Origin of the sequence: Cystobacter fuscus (assembly GCF_002305875.1) — a bacterium.
Taxonomy (GTDB): Bacteria; Myxococcota; Myxococcia; order Myxococcales; family Myxococcaceae; genus Cystobacter; species Cystobacter fuscus_A.
Genome location: NZ_CP022098.1, coordinates 6,470,198 through 6,488,442 on the forward strand (window position 1 = coordinate 6,470,198; position 18,245 = coordinate 6,488,442).

Sequence of the window (18,245 nt, forward strand, 5' to 3'; positions counted from 1 at the left end):
TACCCCAGGCCGCCCTCGTGTTGCTTTCGAAGCTTCGTCAGCAGGAGCGCCCTGCCCACGTTGCTCCGGACGTGTTCCTCAAGGAGAGCGTGCGTGAGTTCCCCTGATCCCAGCATCTCGAAGTGGACGCGAAACATCACCCTCGTCCTGAACGGCGAGCGTCGGAGCGTGACCGTCGACGTCCGGACCACGCTCCTGGATCTGCTGCGCGAGCAGCTTCACCTGACCGGAACGAAGAAGGGCTGCAACCAGGGCGAGTGCGGCGCGTGCACGGTCCACCTGGACGGCCGCCGGGTGAACGGCTGCCTGATGCTGGCCGTGCAGGCGGACGGACGCGAGGTGACGACCATCGAGGGGCTCGCCCGGGATGGACAGCTCTCCGCCGTGCAGCGGGCCTTCATCGATCATGACGGCCTCCAGTGCGGCTTCTGCACGCCGGGCCAGGTGATGAGCGCGACGGCCTGCATCGCCGAGGGACACACGCGCAGCGAGGCGGAGATCCGAGAGTGGATGAGTGGCAACCTGTGCCGCTGCGCCTGCTACCCCCAGATCGTCGACGCCGTCCGGGCGGCGGCGGACAAGAAGGCCGAGGTGCCCTGATGCGACCCTTCGACTACTCCCGTGCCACGTCTCCGCGGCAGGCGCTCGAGGCCGCGTCGAAACCCGAGGCTTCGTTCCTCGCCGGAGGCACCGAGCTGCTCAACTGGATGCGCCTGGGAATCATCGCCCCGGCGGCGCTCGTCGACATCGGCCGCGTCGAGGGCCTGGAGCGCATCGAGCGCACCACCGGGGGAGGACTGCGCCTGGGCGCGCTCGCCCGGCTCTCAGACATCGGCGAACACGAGGCCGTGGTGCGGGACTACCCGGTGCTCTCCCAGGCCATCCTCAAGGCGGCCTCTCCGCAGATTCGCAACCTGGCGACGATCGGCGGCAACCTGCTCCAGCGCACCCGCTGTCCCTATTTCCGGGCCGAGGAGACCCTCCCCTGCAACAAGCGCGTCGCCGGCAGCGGATGCGCCGCCCGCCACGGCTCCAACGAGCGGCACGCGATCTTCGGGTGGACCGATGCCTGCGTGGCCACCCAGCCGTCGGATCCCGCGGTGGCCCTCGCCGCCCTGGACGCCGTTGTCATCACCGAGCGCCCCAAGGGAGGCCGTCGTATTCCCATCGGCGAGCTCCACGTGCTGCCCGGGCAGGCTCCCGAGAAGCACCACGTGCTCGAGCCGGGTGAGCTGATCATCGCCGTGGAGCTGGCGGCTCCCGCGCCCCACTCCGCCTACGTCAAGGTCCGCGAGCGCGAGTCCTACGAGTACGCGCTCGTCTCCGCGGCGGCGGCCCTCACCCTGGAGAACGGCGTCATCCGCTCGGCACGCGTGGCGCTCGGCTCGGTGGCGATGAAGCCCTGGCGGCTGGTGGAGGCGGAACGGGCCCTGGTGGGCACCCGGCCCGACAGCAAGGAGGCGCAGGCGGCGCTCGCGCTCGGGTTCACCGAGGCGCGTGCGCTCGAACACAACGGTTTCAAGGTTCCCCTGGCCCGCAACGCGGCGGCCCGGGCGGTGCGCGATGCGGCGCGAGGTGCGTCATGAGCATGGGAAAGCCTCTCACCCGATTGGATGGGGCGGACAAGGTCACCGGCAAGGCGCGCTACGCGGCCGATCAGCCGCTCCCCGACGCGCTGCACGCCGTCTACGTGACGGCGCCCATTCCCGCGGGACGCGTCACGTCGCTCGACACGGCCGAGGCGCTCGCCCACCCGGGCGTCGTCCGCGTGCTCACCGCCCGGGACATGCCCCGGCTGAAGGCCGCCTCCGCCCCACCCGCCGCGAGTGTCTTCATGCCCCTCCAGGGGGATGAAATCCGGCACGAGGGACAACCCGTGGCGCTCGTGCTCGCCGAGACGTTGCAGGCGGCCGAGCACGGTGCGCGGCTGGTGCGCGTCGGCTATGCGCCGGGCGCGTTCATTCCACAGGGGGCCGGGGAGCCGGTGAAGCCTCGGGACAGCGGCTACATCATGGGCCCCGCCGACTTCGCCAAGGGAGACCTCGACGCGGGCCTCGCCACCGCGGCGCTGCGGCACGAGGCGCGCTACACCCAGCCCAGCCGCCACCACAACCCCATGGAGCCCTGCGCCACGCTCGCGCGGTGGGACGGTGATCAGCTCACGGTCTTCGATTCCGTGCAGCACATCGCCGGCACGCAGGGCACGCTCGCGGAGGCCTTCGGCCTGAAGCCCGAGCAGGTTCGGGTCATCTGCCCGCATACCGGTGGCGCCTTTGGTTGCAAGGCCTACACCTGGCCGCACGAGTTCCTGGCGGCGGCGGCGGCGAAGGTGGCCGGGCGACCGGTGAAGCTCGTGCTGACGCGCGCGCAGATGTACGCCAACGTTTCCTATCAGCCGCGCGTGGAACAAACGGTCACGCTCGGGGCGACGTCCGAGGGGCGGCTGACGGGCATCGGGCAGGACGTCATCAACCAGACGAGCGTGTCCGACGACTACGTCGAGTACGCCACCGAGGCGGGCCGGGCACTCTACGCATCCCCCACCCTGCGCACGTCCCAGCGGGTGCGGCGGGGCCACGTCAACGTTCCCAGCCCGATGCGCGCTCCCGTCGAGGGCCCGGGCTCCTTCGCCATGGGCTGCGCGGTGGACGAGCTGTCGCGCCAGGTGGGCATCGATCCACTCGACTTCCGGCTGCTCAACTACGCGGAGAACGATCCGGCGGATGGCAAGCCCTGGTCGTCGAAGAAGCTGCGCGAGGCCTACGACGAGGGGGCGCGGCGCTTCGGCTGGCGCACACGCGCCAGGGGAGGAACCCGCGAGGGCGACTGGCTGCTCGGCTGCGGCATGGCGGACTGCACGATGGGGGCGTTCCGCTTCGGCTCGACGGTTCGCCTCCGGCTCCGGGCGGATGGCACGGCGTTGCTGGAAGGCTCCAGCGCGGACATCGGCACCGGTGGCCTGACCGCACTTCCCCAGATTGTCTCCGAGTCCCTGGGCATCCCGGTGGAGGCGGTGACCTTCACGGCCGGCGACTCGCGGCTGCCCTCCACGGGGCCCACCTATGGCTCCTCGACGATTGTCTGCACGGGCTCGGCGATCCTCGACGCGGCGACGAAGATCCGCGAGCAGGTGGCACGCGCCGCCGACCTGCGCCCGGAGGAACTCGAACTCCGGGATGGCAGGGTGCGCCGCAAGGGAGGAGGCGCGGGGCGGCCGCTCGGCGAGGTGCTGCGGCGGGCCAGGCTGAGCGAGCTGGCCGCCGAGGGGAAGTTCGCGCCGAATGGAGAGGCCGCGAACATGAGCGGCCTGGGCACGCCCTATGCGATGCGGACGTTCGGCGCGGTGTTCGTCGAGGTGGCGGTGGATCCGGAGCTTGGACTGCTGCGCCTGCGGCGGATGGTGGGGGCCTACAGCGTGGGCCGAGTCATCAATCCGCGCACGGCGCGCTCGCAGATCATCGGAGGGATGATCTGGGGCTGGGGCATGGCGGCCATGGAGCAGAGCGCGTACGAGCCGAAGCTCGGCCGGTGGCTGTCGAAGAACCTGGCGGGCGTGGCCATTCCGGTGAACGCGGACATCCCCTCGGCGCTCGACGTCATCTTCGTGGACGAGTTCGACGACAAGGTGAGTCCGCTGGGCGCCAAGGGCCTGGGAGAGATTGGCGCCACCGGGGTCTCCGCCGCGATCGCCAACGCCGTCTACGACGCGGTGGGCATCCGGGTGAGGGAGTTGCCCATTACTCCGGACAAGCTGCTCGCCCGGTAGACGCCTTACCGAGCATCACGAGGAGGCCTGGGGAGAGGAACGTACCGAGGCCTCTGTTTCATCGAGCTGGCGCAGCAGGTCCTTCACGGACTCGCCCTCCAACACCACGCCGTTTTCGTAGGAAAGACCGTGGTGCACCATCTGGAGCTGGTTGGACCAGAGGAACGCGGTTCCCACATAGGCTTGCTTGCCGTCCGCGATGACGGTGTTGAAGTGCGGGTAGGGCTTCCAGTCGCTGATGTCTTCCACCTGCAGGTTGAGGTGCTCTTGCTGGGCTTCGGACAGCAGGCGCTCCGACTCTGGATCCAGACCCCGGTGTTGGATGAGAACGTCGCGTCCTGCTTTCGCTTGCTCGATGAGCTTGCGCGCGGTGTTCGTGTCCTTGAGATCGCTGCCAACGAAGCGGATGCTGTCCTGGGCACCGGTGATGAGACCATCGATGGTGCGTGACACGTAGGGGTGCTTGGCAACAGGGTCGTTCACCACCACGCCCTTTTCGGCGAGCTCGCTCAACAGACCCACCAGCTCCTGCTTGCCCTGGGTGGGCAGGTAGCCCGGCTTCAGGGCCAGGTCGAGATACTTCCTGTAGAGCGGCGCCACGCCCGAGGGCAGCTCGGTGGTGATGTCGAGCTTCTTCATGGCCTTGGGTATCACCGAAGCCGTGGTGAAGATCGCGCGGTCTCCGATCAAGATGCCCTTGGCGTGGTTGATCACCTGCTTGGACGTGGTCTGTGGGAAGACCAGTTCGATGTTGGCCTCCTTGAAGCGCTGACCCAGCTCCTTGTTGCTGGGGAAGGCGCTCCATTCCGACTCGTTGCCAATGACGCGGATGCGCTCATCCGGGTGACGGCTCCGGTAGTCGAACAGCGCCTCCATGACCTTGCCGGCTTCTCCGTCACTGCTCAGACCCATGCTGAAGAAGTCCACGGGACCCTTCTGGGTGGGCTCTCTCAGGAACTCTTCCAACTGGGGGAGCGTGCTCGCGCCAGGTCCCAGCTTCGAGCGGACGGTTTGGGGCTGTGAGCCGATGAGTGGGTCTCGGAGGGGAGTGGTCCCCGTGCCCTGGAGCGCCGTGCCACGCACCTTGGCCTCGCGATGAACGAATGCGTCCACCGCGACGGGCTCCTCGAAGTCCGGCGAGTACACCTGGACATAGCGAGCCGCGACATTCTCTGGACGGATGGTGAGTGTGCGCTGCTTGCCTGTTCTGTCCGTTCCGGAGGCTTGCAGGCGGCCATCTGGACCCTGCGCGAGAGTGAAGAGCCCTTCCAGCTCTCGACCCTTGAGCCGCACCTGGACCTGGTTCAAATCCTTCAAGGGGACTTCCACGGTCTCCGCGGGAGTGGCCGGGTTCAGCCGGAAGACGCCGTGCTTCATGGCACCGAACGTGTAGACCTCACCTGATGCGGAAAAGCGGTAGGCGACCTGATCCGCATCGTCCATGCGCACTTTGACCCGCCCCGGAGGGCTCTTCGGCGACTTGGAAGAAGAGAGTTTGAAGAGATCATTCTGGGGGACGACCCGTCTGGGTTCGTTCTCCAGCTGATGGGGGTCGAGGGGATGCAGCAGCAGGTGGTGCTCGCTGGGCACGCCACCCCAGGAAGGGGCGGTGGTACCAGCCAACCGGTACGGCTGGCCCTGGTACTCCACGATGCGGCCCTTCAGGTACTCCTCCATCAAGAGATGACGAGGCTGAATGCCCGCGGACTGAAGGCGGACATGAGGCTCGTTGTTCTTCATCACGACCTCGGCCACATCCCATTTGCCGCCCTGGTGCTCGACGGGCATGGGTGTACGAGCGCGAATGGTGCGAGGCACCGCATGCCCAGGCACCAGCGGATCCGCGGCCTCACGTATTCTCGGTGCCGTGCGCGTGGGGGGAACGTGCGAGCCCTTGGTGGGAACGCTCAGGGACGGACCGCTCGTGGTCGACGCGGGGGGTGGGGTCGTGAACTGATCGCTCGGCGTCTCGACGTCCGTGAAAGGCGACTGAGCGTTCGAGGTGTGGGTGTTTCCCTCGGCACGCGCGTCTTGGGTTTTCGAAGACTGGGCTTTCGTCCTCTCGGGGGAGGACGATGGAATCTTCGGCTGAGCGGATCGGCGAGACGGGTCGATGGAGTTGCTCATGGGGCTATCCAAAGTGGCGGCGACTTGTTGCCTTGTCGCTGGGTCCAGGGGCCGGAGTACCCGGGCCGCACACCGTAGCAGACCCGCCCATCGGTCAGGGCCTTACCCGGAGGGCACTCCGCACCTTCCCGTTCGCATGTCTGTTCTACCCGTAAGCGAACCGTGTCTTCGTAACTTCATCGCGCTCGTTTTAAGACATGGCTGAACAGTTTCGCCTCGGCGCATCGGACCACGTGCGAGTGCGAGGGGGGCGGGTTTTTCAGCCCCCGCCCTACCCCTCGGCGGCCTGGAGCTTGCGGCCGCCCTGCGCCTCGGCCACGGTGACGGACTGGTTCCGGCCATGGCGCTTGGCGTAGTACAGGCACTGGTCCGCCTGCTCCACCAGCACCAGCTTGTCCACGCCGTGGTCCGGCGCCGTCGCGATGCCCAACGACAGCGTCACCTTCAGCGGGCCCATCTCCGTCTGGAACACCTCGGCCTTGATGGCCTCGCGGATGCGCTCGGCGATGACCTTGGCTCCCTTGGCGTCCGTCTCCGGCATGAGGATGGCGAACTCCTCGCCGCCGTAGCGCGCCACGATGTCCGTGTCGCGCGCCTGCTGCTTGAGGATGCGCGCCACGCCCTTGAGCACCTGGTCTCCCGTGAGGTGGCCGTACGTGTCGTTGACGCTCTTGAAGTGGTCCACGTCCGTGAGCACCAGCGAGCACTTGCGCCCGTAGCGCCGCGAGTGCGCCAGCATCTCGTCCGCCTTCGCCTGGAAGGTGCGGTTGTTGTACAGGCCCGTCATGCCGTCCGTCGTCGCCATGCGCTCCATCTGCTCGTAGAGCTGGGCGCGCAGCACCGCCTGCGCCGCCTGGATGGCGATGACCTCCAACATCCGCAGCACGTCGTGATCCAACGCCGTCTTGCGCCGCGAGCCCGCCACCAGCGTGCCGAGGATCCGGTCTCCCGCCGTGAGCGGGAAGATCTTCAGCGCCGCGAGCCCCCGGATCTGGCTCTCCTCGTCGAAGATGACCTGGCGGTCCATGGCCTTCAAATCCCGTCCGGGCAGCGGCGCGCCGTAGCGCACCACGTTGGCGACCAGGCCGTTGTTGTCCGGGAAGATGCGGCCCTCGAGCGCCTTGCCCGCCGCGCTCACGCCGAGCATCCGCGCCACCTTGTGCACGCGCTTGCCCTCCACCTCGCTCACGATGGTGACGGCGCTGAAGTCCAGCCCCGCGAGCTGCCGCGCGCTCTCCAGCACCGCGAGGAACACCTGCTCGGGGCTGCCCGCGCGGTTGAGCTCCTCGATGGCGCGGAAGAACCTGTCCTTCTCGTCGCGCGTCTTGCGGATGTACGACATCACCCGCTCCACCTCGATGGAGCGCAGCACCTCGGCGGCGATGGTGGTGAAGAGCTTCTCGTCGTCATCCGAGAACGGGTTGTGCGTGAGGCGATCCGCCACGAGCACGCCGCGCACCAGTCCCCCACCCTCGATGATGGGCACGGCCAGCACGGCGCCCACCGTGGGCGCGCTCCCGTCGTACCAGGTGATGCCCTTGAGCCCGTGCGCCGAGTGCATCCGCACCGGGGCCCGGCGCTTGAGCACTCCGCCCAGCACGCCCTCGCCCGCGTTGAAGCGCTCGCGCTGCACGTGATCGCTCGCGCTGCGGCAGTCGTAGAGCTTGAGGCCCTTGTCGTCCGAGGTGAGCAGGAAGGCGGCGCAGGTGTTCGTCTTGAGCGCCGTCTCGGCGATCTCCAGCGCCGCGCCCACCGCGCCCTCGATCTCCTTCACCGAGGCGACCAGCCACTTCTCCTGATCCTTCTCGTCGGGAGGGTTGTCATGGGCGCCGGAGCTGACGAGGCGGAAGGTGCGGGCGCGCTCCTCCACTTCCTTGATGCGCTTGTCCACCGCGGCGTTCTCGGCGCGGCGCGCGGCGGCGATGCGCGCGGCGAGCACCAGGTGGTTGAGGACCGCGAAGAGCGACAGGAAGAGCGTGTGGGTGAGGAAGGAGGACAGGCCACCGCGCTCGGGGCCGCCCAGGGTGAGCAGCGCGTCGAACGCGAGCGCCACGGCCACCAGCGCGAGGCTGGCGCGGTGCGGCAGGAAGGCGACGAGGCACGCCATGAGCAGATAGACGAGCGGGAACAGCTCGGCGCCGGCGATGGCCACCACGATGTAGGCCGAGGCGAGGAACACCGCGCCCAGCTCCAGGTCGTCCTGGAGGAAGAGCGGCGCGCCCACGGCGTCGCGGGTGAAGCGCCGCCAGCCGATGACCCCGAGTCCGGCGAGCAGGAAGAGCACGAGCCCGGCCTCGTCCCAGCCCAGGGAGTGCAGGCTCCGGAAGCCCCCGCGCGCCAGGTGGACGAACGTGGCCAGCACCGCCCCGATGGGCACGGCCCGCACCGCGAGGCGCGGCAGCTTGAGGACGGCGGAGAGTGCCGGGTGCGAGGTCATGGTGTCACTCCAGGTGAAAGACGATCTCGCCGGGTTTGATGTAGCCCAGCTCCTCGCGCGCGGCGCGCTCGAGGGCGGAAGGGTCGGTGCGCAGCGCGTTGATCTCGCGCCGCAGGGCCTCGTTCTGCGCGGTGATGGCCTGGTTGCGCTCGTGGATGGCCTCCACGTCCTGGCGCAGGCTCAGGTAGCGGCGAAAACCCTTCGCATCCGCCGCCGAGACCACGGTCAGGAGGGCGGCCACGCACGCCGCCACCGCCAGGAGCTTTCGCCGCACCGTCATGAGTGCGCGGAAGGTACCAGTGGCGACCCCTCCGGCAAGAAATCCGCTCCAGGGCTGTAGCGGGCCCCGCGCTCTTTCTCCCCGAGGACACTCCCCAGCATGGCGCTTCCCGTCCACGCGCCGAATGCCGACCATTCCCCCGTGTCCCTCCCCCGCCCCAAGGTCCGGTGGCGCCGCGTGCTCCTCGTCCTCGCGAGCGCGCTGCTGCTCTTCCAGGTGCTCGTCAACGTCCTGCTCGCCACGGGGCTGCTGGCCGGACTGCTCAACCGCCTCATCCCCCGCACCGAGCTGCGCTGGCGCCAGGCCTGGTCCTTCGTTCCCGGGCGCGTCCACCTGCGCGACTTCTCGTTGCACCGCCAGGAACCCAACCACGCCACCTGGCGGCTCGCCATCGATCGGGTCTGGGTGGACGTGTCGCTCAGCGCGCTGCTCCTGCGGCGCTTCGAGACGGCCTCCGTCGACGTCGGGGGGCTGCGCGCCCACATCCACACCGTCACCCCGAAGAAGGGCGAGCCGTCCCCACCTCCACCCCCGCGAGAGAAGGAGCCCTGGCGCATCCACCTGAAGGACGTGCGGGTGCACGGGGTGCACGAGTTCGCGTGGAACGGCGCCCGGCTCACCGGCATCACGGAGGTATCGGGCAACCTGGATCTCCAACCCGGCGAGCGCATCCTCATGGAGGACGCCCGGGTGTCGCTCGGGCCCGGCGAGCTGTCCCTCGAGCAGGACACGGTGGCGCACGTGGAGGGGGGCACGGCGGGGGCCACGCTCGAGGTGCGGCGCCAGGAGCCCGAGGGGCTGGACATCATCACCGGCCTGACCGAGGGGCGGCTCCAGCTCACCGCCCGGGTGCCGTCGGCGAGCGCGTTCCGGAAGCTGGTGCCGCGGCTGTCCGATCTGCGCATGAGCGGAGGCGCGGGCCGGGTGGAGGTGGACCTGCACGTGAAGGAGGGCCGGGTGGCGGCGGGCACCTCCCTGAAGGGAGCGGGCGCGCCGCTCCAGTTGCCCGTGGGGCCCCTGGTGTTGAAGGCCCCGTGGCGCTTCGCCTCGGACATCTATACGCGGGAGGACGGCGAGGAGCGGCTGGGCTTCAAGCTCACCCTGGGGCCCGCGCGGCTGGAGGGAGGACAGGGCCCGGCGGTGGGCATCCCCGAGGTGGCCCTGCTGATGAGCGCCCGGCCCCCGCGCCTGGGCTCGGCCCTGCCGGAGGTGCACCTCCAGGTGCGGGCGGCGCGCAGCGAGCCCGTGGAGTTGCGGCTGCTCAACGGATGGATCGGCCCGTCGTTCCAGGTGGAGTCCGGACGGGCGCTGCTGGAGGCCACCTCGTATGCCAGCCCCGAGAAGGGGCGAGGCGAGGCCCACCTGTCGCTGAGCACCGAGGGACTCCGGGCGCACTGGGGGGGCGCGACCCTGGGCGGGCGCGTCCTCCTGGACGTGGATGCCCAGAAGCTGGCCTTCCAGCGTGACGCGGTGGTGCTCGATGGCAGTCAGTTGCGGCTCGAGGACGTCACCGTGCGCACCGGCGGGGACGACGCGCGCGGCTGGGATGGCGCCCTCGCCTTCCCCGAGGCCACACTCACCCTGTCCCCGCCCTCCTTCCGGGGACGCTTCACGGGGCGCTTCTCCAACGCCGTTCCGTTCATCGCCCTGCTCACGCACCAGGGCGTGCTGCCCCGCCTCCTGGCTCCCCTGCTCGAGGCGAAGGATCTGGAGCTGTCCGGCACGCTCTCGCTCGGCGAGGCGGGCGCGAAGGTGGAAGCCCTGCACGCCCGGGGCCAGGGGCTCGACGTGCGGGGCCGGGTGTCGAGCACGGGCGGCGTGCCGAGCGCGCTGCTGTTGGTGAAGCTCGGCGTCCTCCCCGTGGGCGTGGAGGTGGGCTCCACGGCCTCGCTCCATCTGATGAATCCCCAGGGCTGGTACACCCAGAAGACGGGCGAGCCGGTGGAGTGAAGTCCCGGGACGTCAGCGCTTCAGCAGCGTCTGGACCGCCTCGGACAGGGCCCCATGGCCGGCCATCCCCTGCCAGGCGCCGGCCACCTGCCCCTGCCTGTCCAGGAGGAAGGTGGCGGGCAGCGCGGGGATGAGCCCGAAGGCGCTCTGGCCCTGCTGCAGGGCGGTGTCGGATACCAGTACCGGGAACTCGAGCGCGTACTGCTCGGCGAAGGGGGCCAGGGTGAGGGCTCCGTCGAGATCCAACCCCACGAGCACCACCTGGAGACCCTGGGCGCCGTGCTCCTTCTGGAGTGCCTGCAACGTGGGCAACTGGGCCAGGGAGGGAAAACTCCACGAGGCGAAGAAGGACACCAGCACCACCTTCCCCGGCAGGGCGCGCCAGTTCCAGGGCGCCGGCCCCACCGCGGGCAGCCACAACGCACGCAGGTAGGGGGAAGAGGCCGCCTGTCCGGGCGAAGACACCTCGGGCGCGTGGTGGCAGCCGGCCAGGGCGAGCACCAGGGCGAGTCCCAAGGCCCGGCCCACGCGCCTCATGCCTCGCTCTTGGCCTTGCCGCCGCGCTGGCAGTTCCGGCACAACCCGTACAGCTCCATCTTGTGCGACGTCACCGTGAAGCCGTGCTTGCGCGCCACGCCCTCCTGCATCTGCTCGATGCGATCGTCCTCGAACTCGACGATGGTGCCGCAGTGGGTGCAGATGAGGTGATCGTGGTGGTGGCGCCCCGCGGCCGCCTCGTAGCGCGTCTGCCCGTCTCCGAAGTTGCGGGCGTGGGCCAACCCACACTCCCCGAGAAGCTTCATCGTCCGGTAGACCGTGGCCACGGACACCTTGATGTCCTGCTCCCGGACCTTGTTCCACAGCTCCTCGACGGACAGGTGACCCCCCACCGAGAAGAAGGTGTCGATGATGAGGCTGCGCTGACGGGTGCTTTTCAGCCCGTGCTGCGCCATGTAGTGCTGAAGCACCTCGTCCATATTCCGGTTCAAAGCTCGCCTGCCTCCCGAGCCACCACGCGGCCCTCATGGGTCACAAGGTGTGCACCCGCCTGTGCGGGATGCACTCCCTTCTGCTCAGGTGTAGTACCGACTTGCAACATCCACGGACTGTTTAGATTGGCGTCCGCCGGATTCATTGACACCCGTCCGCCAGCGAAGATAGAGGCACCCGGCCTCGTAAACGAGCATTTTTCCGCGATTTTCATGAACCGTCCCTGGCAGAGACAACGGCAACCCGATGACGTGCCCACCCCCGTGGCGGTGGCCGTCTCCGACTACTGCCGGCGAGCCCATTCGCCTGCAACCCCCACCGAGGTCCGCGAGGCACTCGCCTTGCTGGCCGAGTCGGACGACTTCCGCGTCCGTACCTTGACGGACGCCGAGCCCGGGGCCACGCCCCTCGGGCCCTTCGCCGTGATCGATGTCCTCCAGGGCACCGCCCCCGAGCTCGCCGCGACGCGGCAGGGCTGCGGCTACTACGACGTGGTGCGCGAGCTGGCCCGGGTGCACGAGGAGAAGCGGCCCCCCGCGCCTCCCGCCCCGGATGTCCCCACGTTCGCCCTCCCCCCCTCGCGTCCCGTGCCGGCGCCCGTGCCCGCCCGGCCCGAGGTGGCCCCCGCCTCCGCCGGGGAGACGGTCCAGTCGCGCATCGCTCCGCGCAAGCGCCCGGCCGCCGAGTCCCTTCCCCCCGAGGCCGACGAGCACGAGGCCCCCAGCTTCCTCAAGAGGGATCTGCCCAAGCCCCGCGGCCGCTTCACCCGCCTGGAGGCTCCCAAGACGAGCTACCAGGAGCTGTTGCGCCCCACGGGCAAGGACGCGCTGGAGGCGCTGGTGGAGGCGAGCGAGCACCGCTTCGCCCTGCTGCGCAACCTGGAGCAGCAGTACAACGGCGCGCGCGGCGATCTGACGTTGGAGGAGGTGGAGGGCGCGCTCAAGGCGCACGGGCTGTTGGAGGCCCTCAAGCGCCGCGAGCAGACGTCCCTGCTGTCCGCCTTCACCGAGCACCGGGGCGCCTCGGGCCGGGTGGGCTGGGCGCTGGGGTTGAGCCCCTCCGAGCTCAAGCTCGTGGAGAACCGCGGCGGCATCGCCAAGGAGGTCGAGGAGGTGCGCGAGCGGTTCCGCCGCGAGGCCCTCACCGCGCGCAACCTCACCCAGAAGCTGGATCTGCTCGGGCGCGACAAGTACCTGCTCGACCTGGGCATCAAGAAGCGTTTCACGGACATGCTGCGCCGGGAGCTGGAGCTCCTGGTGCGTGATGATCTCCCGGAGGCCCCGTCGCTCGCCGCGCTCGCCGAAGCGGTGGGACGCAAGCATGGGGCCCCGTCCGAGCTGGTGCTCCGCGCACTCGAGCGCCTGGGCGTGGCCGAGGCCCTGCGCAAGCGGACGCCGGATTCCACCCCACCCTCCACGACCTAGAAAGAGGCCCGTCCATGCCCATCTACGAATACGCCTGCAGTTCCTGCGGAAAGACGATCGACGTGCTGCAGAAGGTCAGTGACCCGACGCCCGAGTCCTGCAGGGCCTGTGGCGCCCAGAGCACGCTCAGCCGCGTCGTCAGCCGCTCCAGCTTCGTCCTCAAGGGCGGTGGCTGGTACGCCGACCTCTACGGCTCCACCAAGAAGGACGGCGGCTCGTCGTCGAGCAGCAGCAGCAGCTCGTCCTCGTCGAGCAGCTCGTCCTCGTCGAGCAGCTCGTCCTCGAGCGACAGCGCGTCCTCCTCCTCGAGCACGTCGTCGGGCGGCTCGTCGTCCTCGGGCTCCAGCGGCGCGTCCAGCGCGCCCGTGGCGGCCAAGAGCAGCTGAGGGGCGGAAAAGTCGCGAGCCCGCGGGAGCGGGGGGACACTGGATCTCGTGCCCTTCCCCCCCTCCAAGCGTCCACCCCGCCGCTGCGTGCTCTGTGGCCATCCCGAGTTGACCGATGCCCGTGGTCTGGGCCGTTTCCTGCTGGTGCCGGATCCCGACGGCCGCGGACCCATCTGTCCACCGCTGAAGGGTTGTGGAGAGCAGCGCTCACGACCGGACGACAATGCATCGTTGAGTTCCGGCCATTGAGGTAAGGAGGGCGTCCTCACCGTAGTCCCACCGAGGTCGCTCTTCATGCTCGTCTCACTGTTGGTTGCTTCCCTGTTGGCCGTCACCCCCGCGGAGTCCGCCGCGGATCCCTCCATCTCCTTCGCCCAGAGCGCCGAGGGCCGTCATGCCCGGCTGCTGGAGGGAGTGGAGCTGGCGGCCACCTTCAAGCCTTCCCAGACGCCTGCCCTGCGTCTCACGGACGCCCATCGGCTGGCGCTGGCGGACGGCCCCCTGCTGCCCCTGGACACCGGTGGCGCGGTGAGCAGCGGCACCGAGCCCGTGCTCGCGCTCGTGCTGGGTCTGCTCATCGGCTTCGGCACGGGTCACCTCATCGCCGGTGACACCAGCGGCTTCATCCTGTTCCTGGTCATCGACGTGGCCCTCATCGTGGTGGGCAGCGTGCTGAGCGCGCTCGTGGTGCCCTGGTTCTGGGGCCTGGGCGGCCTGGGCCTGCTCGCCTCGCACATCATCCAGGGCATCGACGCCTACCAGAAGGCGGGCGGTGGCCGCATCGTCGAGGAGACGCGCAAGCGCGCGGTGCTCGTGGCGGACGTCACGGGTGGCCGCGAGGCTCCCCGGGTCACCACCCGGGCCTTCGCCTTCTCCTTCTGACGCGAGGCCCCTTCCATGACACGACGCCTCGCTCTGTCCCTGCTCCTCCCCGTGCTCGCCACGGCCTGCGTGAGCCAGACCAAGCTCAGCGCGGAGGACCGCACGGCGCTCCAGCATGACCTGACCACGGGCCCGGCGGCGGTGCGCCACCTGAAGACCTCCAGCTACATCACCCCCTTCTTCGGGGACGCCTCCAAGCGGCTGCTGACGCCCTACCCTCCCGAGGAGGTGCGTCTGCTCAACGACACCCAGGGCAAACCCATCAACCCCGGCCCGGTGCAGGCCCTGGTGCCCGCCGGCACCCCGGTGCGGGTGACCCAGGTGGAGTTCCCCACGTCCTGGACCATGGCGGAGCGGGTGCTGTACTCGCCCCGCACCCAGCCCTGGGTCTACCTGGACGTGGAAGGCGCGCCCGGCTCGCCCGTCATCCTCGTGCTCCGGCCGGGGCTCGACAAGAAGGAGGATCTGCTGGCGGAGCTGGATCGCCACCTGCCACCGCAGGAGCCGCGCCTGGCCAAGCTCCCGGCGCGCTTCCAGGACGCCATCAAGCAGAAGCGGGTGCTGGAGAACATGCCCGAGGCGGCGGTGGAGATGTCCTGGGGTCCTCCCGAGAGCATCCGCCGCACGATGGAGGGCCAGCGGGTGAACCAGGAGTGGATCTACCCCGGTGGCAAGCGGCGGGTGTTCCTCGCCGACGGCGTCGTGTCCCGCGTCGAAGAGGGGAAGCCGGACGCGGCGAAGTAGGCCCGGCTCCCCCGTCCGTTCGCGCCGTCACCTCCGGGGGCGGCGCGAGCGGGCTTCAGCGGCGGGGCGCGACACGCCAGACGGTGTTGCTCGCATCATCCGCCACCAGCAAGGCCCCGTCGGGCAGCACCGCGAGCCCCACCGGCCGGCCATACACCTCGGACGTCTTGGGGTTGGCGATGAAGCCCGTCAGGAAGTCCTCGGGCTCTCCGCTCGGGCGACCGTCCTCGAAGGGCACGAAGACGACCTTGTAGCCGGACAGCTCCGAGCGATTCCACGAGCCGTGCTGCCCGATGAACGCCCCACCCCGGTACTTCTCGGGGAAGGCGCTGCCCGTGTAGAAGGCGAGCCCCAGCGACGCGGTGTGCGCGCCCAGCGCCACGTCCGGCACCAGCGTCTGGCTCACCAGGTCCGGCCGCTGTCCGGCCAGCCGGGGATCCTCGTGGATGCCGAAGTAGGCGTAGGGCCAGCCGTAGAAGCCCCCTTCCTTGACTCCCGTCAGGTAGTCCGGCACCAGCTCATCCCCGAGGTAATCCCGCTCGTTGACCACGGTCCACAGCGTGTTCGTCCCGGGGGCCCACCCCATGCCCACGGGGTTGCGCAGGCCGCTCGCGTAGATGCGCTCGCCGCTGCCGTCCGGGTTCACCTCCAGGATGTTCGCGCGGCGCCGCTCCTCCTCGATGCCGTGCTCGGCGACATTGCTGGCGGAGCCCACCGACACGTAGAGCTTCGAGCCGTCCGCGTTGGCCAGCAGGTTGCGCGTCCAGTGGTTGTTGTAGCCCCCGGCGGGCAGCTCCAGCAGCTTCTGGCCCGCGCCCACGATGGAGGTCCGCCCCGGCTCGTACGGGTAGCGCCAGAGCCCGTCCGTGTTGGCGACGTAGAACCGCTCCCCGAGCAGCAACATGCCCAGCGGCTGCTTCAGCCCCTGCAGGAAGACTTCCCGCACGTCCGGAGCCCCATCGCCGTCGGTGTCCCGCAGGAGCGTGATGCGGTTGGCACTGTCGCCCATCTGCTGGGAACCGGCCTTGCCGGAGCGCTGGGCCTCCCGGAGCGCGCCCTGGCTCCTGGGCTCGGTGTTGGCCTCGGCCACCAACACGTCGCCGTTGGGCAGGACGTAGAGCCAGCGGGGATTGCGCAGGCCGTCGGCGTACTTCGTCACCACGAACCCTTCCGGAGCCACGGGCGTCCTGCCCTCCGGCCAGCCGATGACCCGGCTGTAGTTCTTCACGTCGTGGCTCGTATCGGGGGCGGGAAGCGCGGGGCCCGGGTCGCCGTCCGGAGTGCCATCCGGGTTCCGCGGGGAGTGGGAGCAGGCGGCGAGCAGCACCGCGACCGAAAACCACGCGTTCTTCCACGGCTTCATGAACACCCCTCCTCGAGTCGAAAGCTCGAAGGGAGGTGGTGACTACCGGCGGCGGCGTCCACCCCCACCGCCCCCGCGGCGCTGATGCTTGCCGGAAGCACGGGCCGCCTGGGCCTCGCCGGGACGCGTGAGCCGGGGCAGCTCGCCGGCCATGACGGGATGGAAGTCGCCCGCCAGCAGGGCCGCCACGAGCTGCTCCTGTGTCTGGATGGGCGTCTTGAAGAAGGTGGCGCCGTAGCCCACCTCGTCCACCGTGGCGCGCGCGTCACTGCCACCCGTGCAGGGCACCTTGAGTGCCTCGGCGGCTTCCACCGCCAGGTCGTTCGCCGTCTGCTTCACGCGGGCGTTGTACCCCTCCACCGCGCACACCAGCCCGCTCAGCGAGCGCACGTAGTCCATGGCCGGGTGGTTCGAGTCCCGATCATACGGCCGCGCCGCGACGATGGCCGCGCCGAGCGAGCGCACCTTGGGCAGGCACTCGGCGGCGCTCCACGGCTTCTCGCGGTTGCTGCCCCACAGCTGCACCGGCTCGGGGGCGTTCTCCGGCTTCGGGAAGAAGCACAGGTACTGCCCACGGTCGGTGATGAGCTCCAGGCCGACGAAGACCTTCACCCGGGCCTTGGCTCCGATCTCGAACAGCTCGTCGCATCCGTCCTGGGTGTTGGTCTCCGTGAAGGCCACTCCATCCAGGCCGAACATCGCGGCGCGATCCAGGACCGCGCGCGGGTCCAGGTCACAGTCCTTGGACAGGTAGGAATGCGCGTGCAAATCGATGAGCATGGGCGCCGCTCCCTAACAGGCTCCCGTGGGAGCTGTCGAGCCTCGGCGCACCCCGCCCCGACCGATTCAGGCGAACGCGTAGCCCTGGATGCCCGACTGCTTCACCTGGGTGTTGCGCTCCTCGTGGGTGCGGATGAGGTAGCCCATCAGCATCAGCGACGAGGTGTTCTCCAGCACTCGCGAGGGATCCTTGGAGATGAGGTTGGCGCTGTAGTTCAAGAAGAACTGGGCCAGATCCTCTCCTGCTTCCTTGACGATCAGCGCGTTGAGCGCGGCGGGATCCATCGTGCGGATCTCGTTGATGAAGTCGACCGCCAGGTCCTTCTTGGTCTTCACGTCCATGATTTGCCCCCTTCGCCCATCCCCAACACGCCCGAAGGCCCTTCCCCCGGGCGCTACGACCACCGACTCCTGCAATCTAGGCATGCCCTTCCAAGGGGGAACCCCCGGGGGTCGCGATCACCACAGGTAAGCCCAGAGGTAAGCTTTTTTGACACCTATGGAGAGCGCGCGGTAACCTTCCGTACACTCAGTACAAAATCACAGCGCAAGGAGTGGAAGGCGATGTTCACGGGCGTGAAGGTGTTCTCCGCGACGAAGGCCAAGGAGCGAGAGGAGCTGGGCGAGAACGTGACCCGCTGGCTCAAGAGCAACTCGGATCTGGAGATCGTCGACCGGGTCGTCTGCCAGTCCAGCGACAACGAGTTCCACTGCTACACGCTGGTCCTCTTCTACAAGCACAAGTCCCCGCCGGCACAGCCCCAGCCGTAGTCGCCCGCTTCGTCTTTTCCTCGCCGAAGCGCGACCCGCCGCGGTCCTCCCCTCCCCTCTCTCCTTCTCCCCGGAGGGCATGTCGAGGACGCGGCTCGTATCACCCCCTTTCTTCTCCTGGACGGACGTGGAGTCGCGAGGCCCCCGAGCTTCGTCACCGAACTCCTTCCCCGTCCCCCCTCCTGAACGACACGCGCATGGTGCTCCCGCCCGCCTGACCTGTCAAGTCTAGCGCGCGAGGTCATCTTCGAGGTCATGTCCCTCGCGTGGGGCGAGCCCCCTGTCCTGCCCTCCTTCGCCAGCAAGTCCCGCGGGCTCGGCTGCCCGCCCACGCGGCGGGGCGTG

17 protein-coding genes and 1 pseudogene are annotated in these 18,245 nt (G+C 69.3%); 9 read left to right on the plus strand and 9 right to left on the minus strand.

What is annotated here, in order from left to right:
* Positions 1–93 precede the first annotated feature (93 nt).
* Genes CYFUS_RS26395 through CYFUS_RS26405 form a run of 3 tightly spaced genes read left to right on the plus strand, consistent with a single transcriptional unit; the run spans position 94 to position 3,766 of the window.
* Positions 94–600, plus strand: coding sequence for a (2Fe-2S)-binding protein (locus CYFUS_RS26395; protein ID WP_095987748.1), 507 nt, complete (start codon positions 94–96; stop codon positions 598–600).
* The gene (locus CYFUS_RS26400; RefSeq protein ID WP_095987749.1) at positions 600–1,586 is read left to right on the plus strand and encodes an FAD binding domain-containing protein; all 987 of its coding nucleotides are present in this window, start codon (positions 600–602) and stop codon (positions 1,584–1,586) included. Before CYFUS_RS26395 ends, CYFUS_RS26400 begins: the two co-directional genes overlap by 1 nt.
* Positions 1,583–3,766, plus strand: coding sequence for a xanthine dehydrogenase family protein molybdopterin-binding subunit (locus tag CYFUS_RS26405; protein ID WP_095987750.1), 2,184 nt, complete (start codon positions 1,583–1,585; stop codon positions 3,764–3,766). The genes CYFUS_RS26400 and CYFUS_RS26405 overlap by 4 nt, the downstream gene beginning before the upstream one ends.
* A gap of 15 nt (positions 3,767–3,781) precedes the next feature.
* Here the strand turns inward: CYFUS_RS26405 and CYFUS_RS26410 are convergent, their stop codons facing one another.
* The 3 genes from CYFUS_RS26410 to CYFUS_RS26420 form a co-directional block, all read right to left on the minus strand.
* A complete protein-coding gene (locus CYFUS_RS26410) occupies positions 3,782–5,554 on the minus strand; it encodes a hypothetical protein (protein WP_095987751.1) in 1,773 nt (590 codons plus the stop codon).
* A 610-nt stretch (positions 5,555–6,164) separates the two neighbouring features.
* Complete coding sequence (locus CYFUS_RS26415) at positions 6,165–8,330, minus strand: diguanylate cyclase (RefSeq protein WP_095987752.1); 2,166 nt, start codon at positions 8,328–8,330, stop codon at positions 6,165–6,167.
* A 4-nt stretch (positions 8,331–8,334) separates the two neighbouring features.
* A complete protein-coding gene (locus CYFUS_RS26420) occupies positions 8,335–8,610 on the minus strand; it encodes an FtsB family cell division protein (protein ID WP_095987753.1) in 276 nt (91 codons plus the stop codon).
* Positions 8,611–8,709: 99 nt separating this feature from the next.
* Here CYFUS_RS26420 and CYFUS_RS26425 point away from each other — a divergent pair, with 99 nt between their 5' ends.
* A complete protein-coding gene (locus tag CYFUS_RS26425; protein WP_095987754.1) occupies positions 8,710–10,560 on the plus strand; it encodes a hypothetical protein in 1,851 nt (616 codons plus the stop codon).
* 12 nt (positions 10,561–10,572) lie between these two features.
* Here CYFUS_RS26425 and CYFUS_RS26430 read toward each other — a convergent pair whose 3' ends face one another.
* Positions 10,573–11,097 (minus strand): peroxiredoxin family protein, encoded by a 525-nt coding sequence (locus CYFUS_RS26430; protein WP_232536811.1) that lies wholly within the window; start codon positions 11,095–11,097, stop codon positions 10,573–10,575.
* On the minus strand, positions 11,094–11,537 hold the full coding sequence (locus CYFUS_RS26435; protein ID WP_198316076.1) for a Fur family transcriptional regulator: 444 nt from the start codon (positions 11,535–11,537) through the stop codon (positions 11,094–11,096). Before CYFUS_RS26435 ends, CYFUS_RS26430 begins: the two co-directional genes overlap by 4 nt.
* A gap of 225 nt (positions 11,538–11,762) precedes the next feature.
* Here CYFUS_RS26435 and CYFUS_RS26440 point away from each other — a divergent pair, with 225 nt between their 5' ends.
* Both CYFUS_RS26440 and CYFUS_RS54355 read left to right on the plus strand, forming a co-directional pair.
* A complete protein-coding gene (locus CYFUS_RS26440) occupies positions 11,763–12,974 on the plus strand; it encodes a hypothetical protein (RefSeq protein ID WP_198316078.1) in 1,212 nt (403 codons plus the stop codon).
* 14 nt (positions 12,975–12,988) lie between these two features.
* Positions 12,989–13,135, plus strand: a pseudogene (locus tag CYFUS_RS54355) (FmdB family zinc ribbon protein); the annotation flags it as partial.
* A gap of 26 nt (positions 13,136–13,161) precedes the next feature.
* Here the strand turns inward: CYFUS_RS54355 and CYFUS_RS54360 are convergent.
* Entirely contained in the window at positions 13,162–13,350 is a 189-nt protein-coding gene (locus CYFUS_RS54360; protein ID WP_332468453.1) for a hypothetical protein, read from the minus strand.
* Between the two features lie 304 nt (positions 13,351–13,654).
* Between CYFUS_RS54360 and CYFUS_RS26455 the strand changes: the two genes are divergently transcribed.
* Positions 13,655–14,242, plus strand: a complete 588-nt coding sequence (locus CYFUS_RS26455) for a hypothetical protein (RefSeq protein ID WP_095987758.1) — start codon at positions 13,655–13,657, stop codon at positions 14,240–14,242.
* Positions 14,243–14,257: 15 nt separating this feature from the next.
* Complete coding sequence (locus CYFUS_RS26460) at positions 14,258–14,986, plus strand: hypothetical protein (protein WP_095987759.1); 729 nt, start codon at positions 14,258–14,260, stop codon at positions 14,984–14,986.
* A gap of 55 nt (positions 14,987–15,041) precedes the next feature.
* Here CYFUS_RS26460 and CYFUS_RS26465 read toward each other — a convergent pair whose 3' ends face one another.
* From CYFUS_RS26465 to CYFUS_RS26475, 3 genes are all read right to left on the minus strand, one after another.
* Positions 15,042–16,349 (minus strand): PQQ-dependent sugar dehydrogenase, encoded by a 1,308-nt coding sequence (locus tag CYFUS_RS26465; protein ID WP_095987760.1) that lies wholly within the window; start codon positions 16,347–16,349, stop codon positions 15,042–15,044.
* 42 nt (positions 16,350–16,391) lie between these two features.
* On the minus strand, positions 16,392–17,129 hold the full coding sequence (locus CYFUS_RS26470) for a PHP-associated domain-containing protein (RefSeq protein WP_095987761.1): 738 nt from the start codon (positions 17,127–17,129) through the stop codon (positions 16,392–16,394).
* A 66-nt stretch (positions 17,130–17,195) separates the two neighbouring features.
* Positions 17,196–17,471 (minus strand): hypothetical protein, encoded by a 276-nt coding sequence (locus CYFUS_RS26475; RefSeq protein WP_002620895.1) that lies wholly within the window; start codon positions 17,469–17,471, stop codon positions 17,196–17,198.
* Positions 17,472–17,693: 222 nt separating this feature from the next.
* On the opposite strand from CYFUS_RS26475, the gene CYFUS_RS26480 reads away from it, so the two are divergent.
* Entirely contained in the window at positions 17,694–17,900 is a 207-nt protein-coding gene (locus CYFUS_RS26480) for a hypothetical protein (protein ID WP_095987762.1), read from the plus strand.
* Positions 17,901–18,245 lie beyond the last annotated feature (345 nt).

Excerpts from the sequence above, each read along its gene's own strand:
- CYFUS_RS26410 (WP_095987751.1), bottom strand. The coding sequence starts at position 5,554 with ATGCCCGTCGAGCACCAGGGCGGCAAATGGGATGTGGCCGAGGTCGTG.
- CYFUS_RS26405 (WP_095987750.1), top strand. The coding sequence starts at position 1,583 with ATGAGCATGGGAAAGCCTCTCACCCGATTGGATGGGGCGGACAAGGTC.
- CYFUS_RS26475 (WP_002620895.1), bottom strand. The coding sequence starts at position 17,471 with ATGGACGTGAAGACCAAGAAGGACCTGGCGGTCGACTTCATCAACGAG.
- CYFUS_RS26465 (WP_095987760.1), bottom strand. The coding sequence starts at position 16,349 with ATGAAGCCGTGGAAGAACGCGTGGTTTTCGGTCGCGGTGCTGCTCGCC.
- CYFUS_RS26470 (WP_095987761.1), bottom strand. The coding sequence starts at position 17,129 with ATGCTCATCGATTTGCACGCGCATTCCTACCTGTCCAAGGACTGTGAC.
- CYFUS_RS26415 (WP_095987752.1), bottom strand. The coding sequence starts at position 8,330 with ATGACCTCGCACCCGGCACTCTCCGCCGTCCTCAAGCTGCCGCGCCTC.
- CYFUS_RS26435 (WP_198316076.1), bottom strand. The coding sequence starts at position 11,537 with ATGGACGAGGTGCTTCAGCACTACATGGCGCAGCACGGGCTGAAAAGC.
- CYFUS_RS26460 (WP_095987759.1), top strand. The coding sequence starts at position 14,258 with ATGACACGACGCCTCGCTCTGTCCCTGCTCCTCCCCGTGCTCGCCACG.
- CYFUS_RS26400 (WP_095987749.1), top strand. The coding sequence starts at position 600 with ATGCGACCCTTCGACTACTCCCGTGCCACGTCTCCGCGGCAGGCGCTC.
- CYFUS_RS26480 (WP_095987762.1), top strand. The coding sequence starts at position 17,694 with ATGTTCACGGGCGTGAAGGTGTTCTCCGCGACGAAGGCCAAGGAGCGA.
- CYFUS_RS26455 (WP_095987758.1), top strand. The coding sequence starts at position 13,655 with ATGCTCGTCTCACTGTTGGTTGCTTCCCTGTTGGCCGTCACCCCCGCG.
- CYFUS_RS26430 (WP_232536811.1), bottom strand. The coding sequence starts at position 11,097 with ATGAGGCGCGTGGGCCGGGCCTTGGGACTCGCCCTGGTGCTCGCCCTG.
- CYFUS_RS26425 (WP_095987754.1), top strand. The coding sequence starts at position 8,710 with ATGGCGCTTCCCGTCCACGCGCCGAATGCCGACCATTCCCCCGTGTCC.
- CYFUS_RS26420 (WP_095987753.1), bottom strand. The coding sequence starts at position 8,610 with ATGACGGTGCGGCGAAAGCTCCTGGCGGTGGCGGCGTGCGTGGCCGCC.
- CYFUS_RS26440 (WP_198316078.1), top strand. The coding sequence starts at position 11,763 with ATGAACCGTCCCTGGCAGAGACAACGGCAACCCGATGACGTGCCCACC.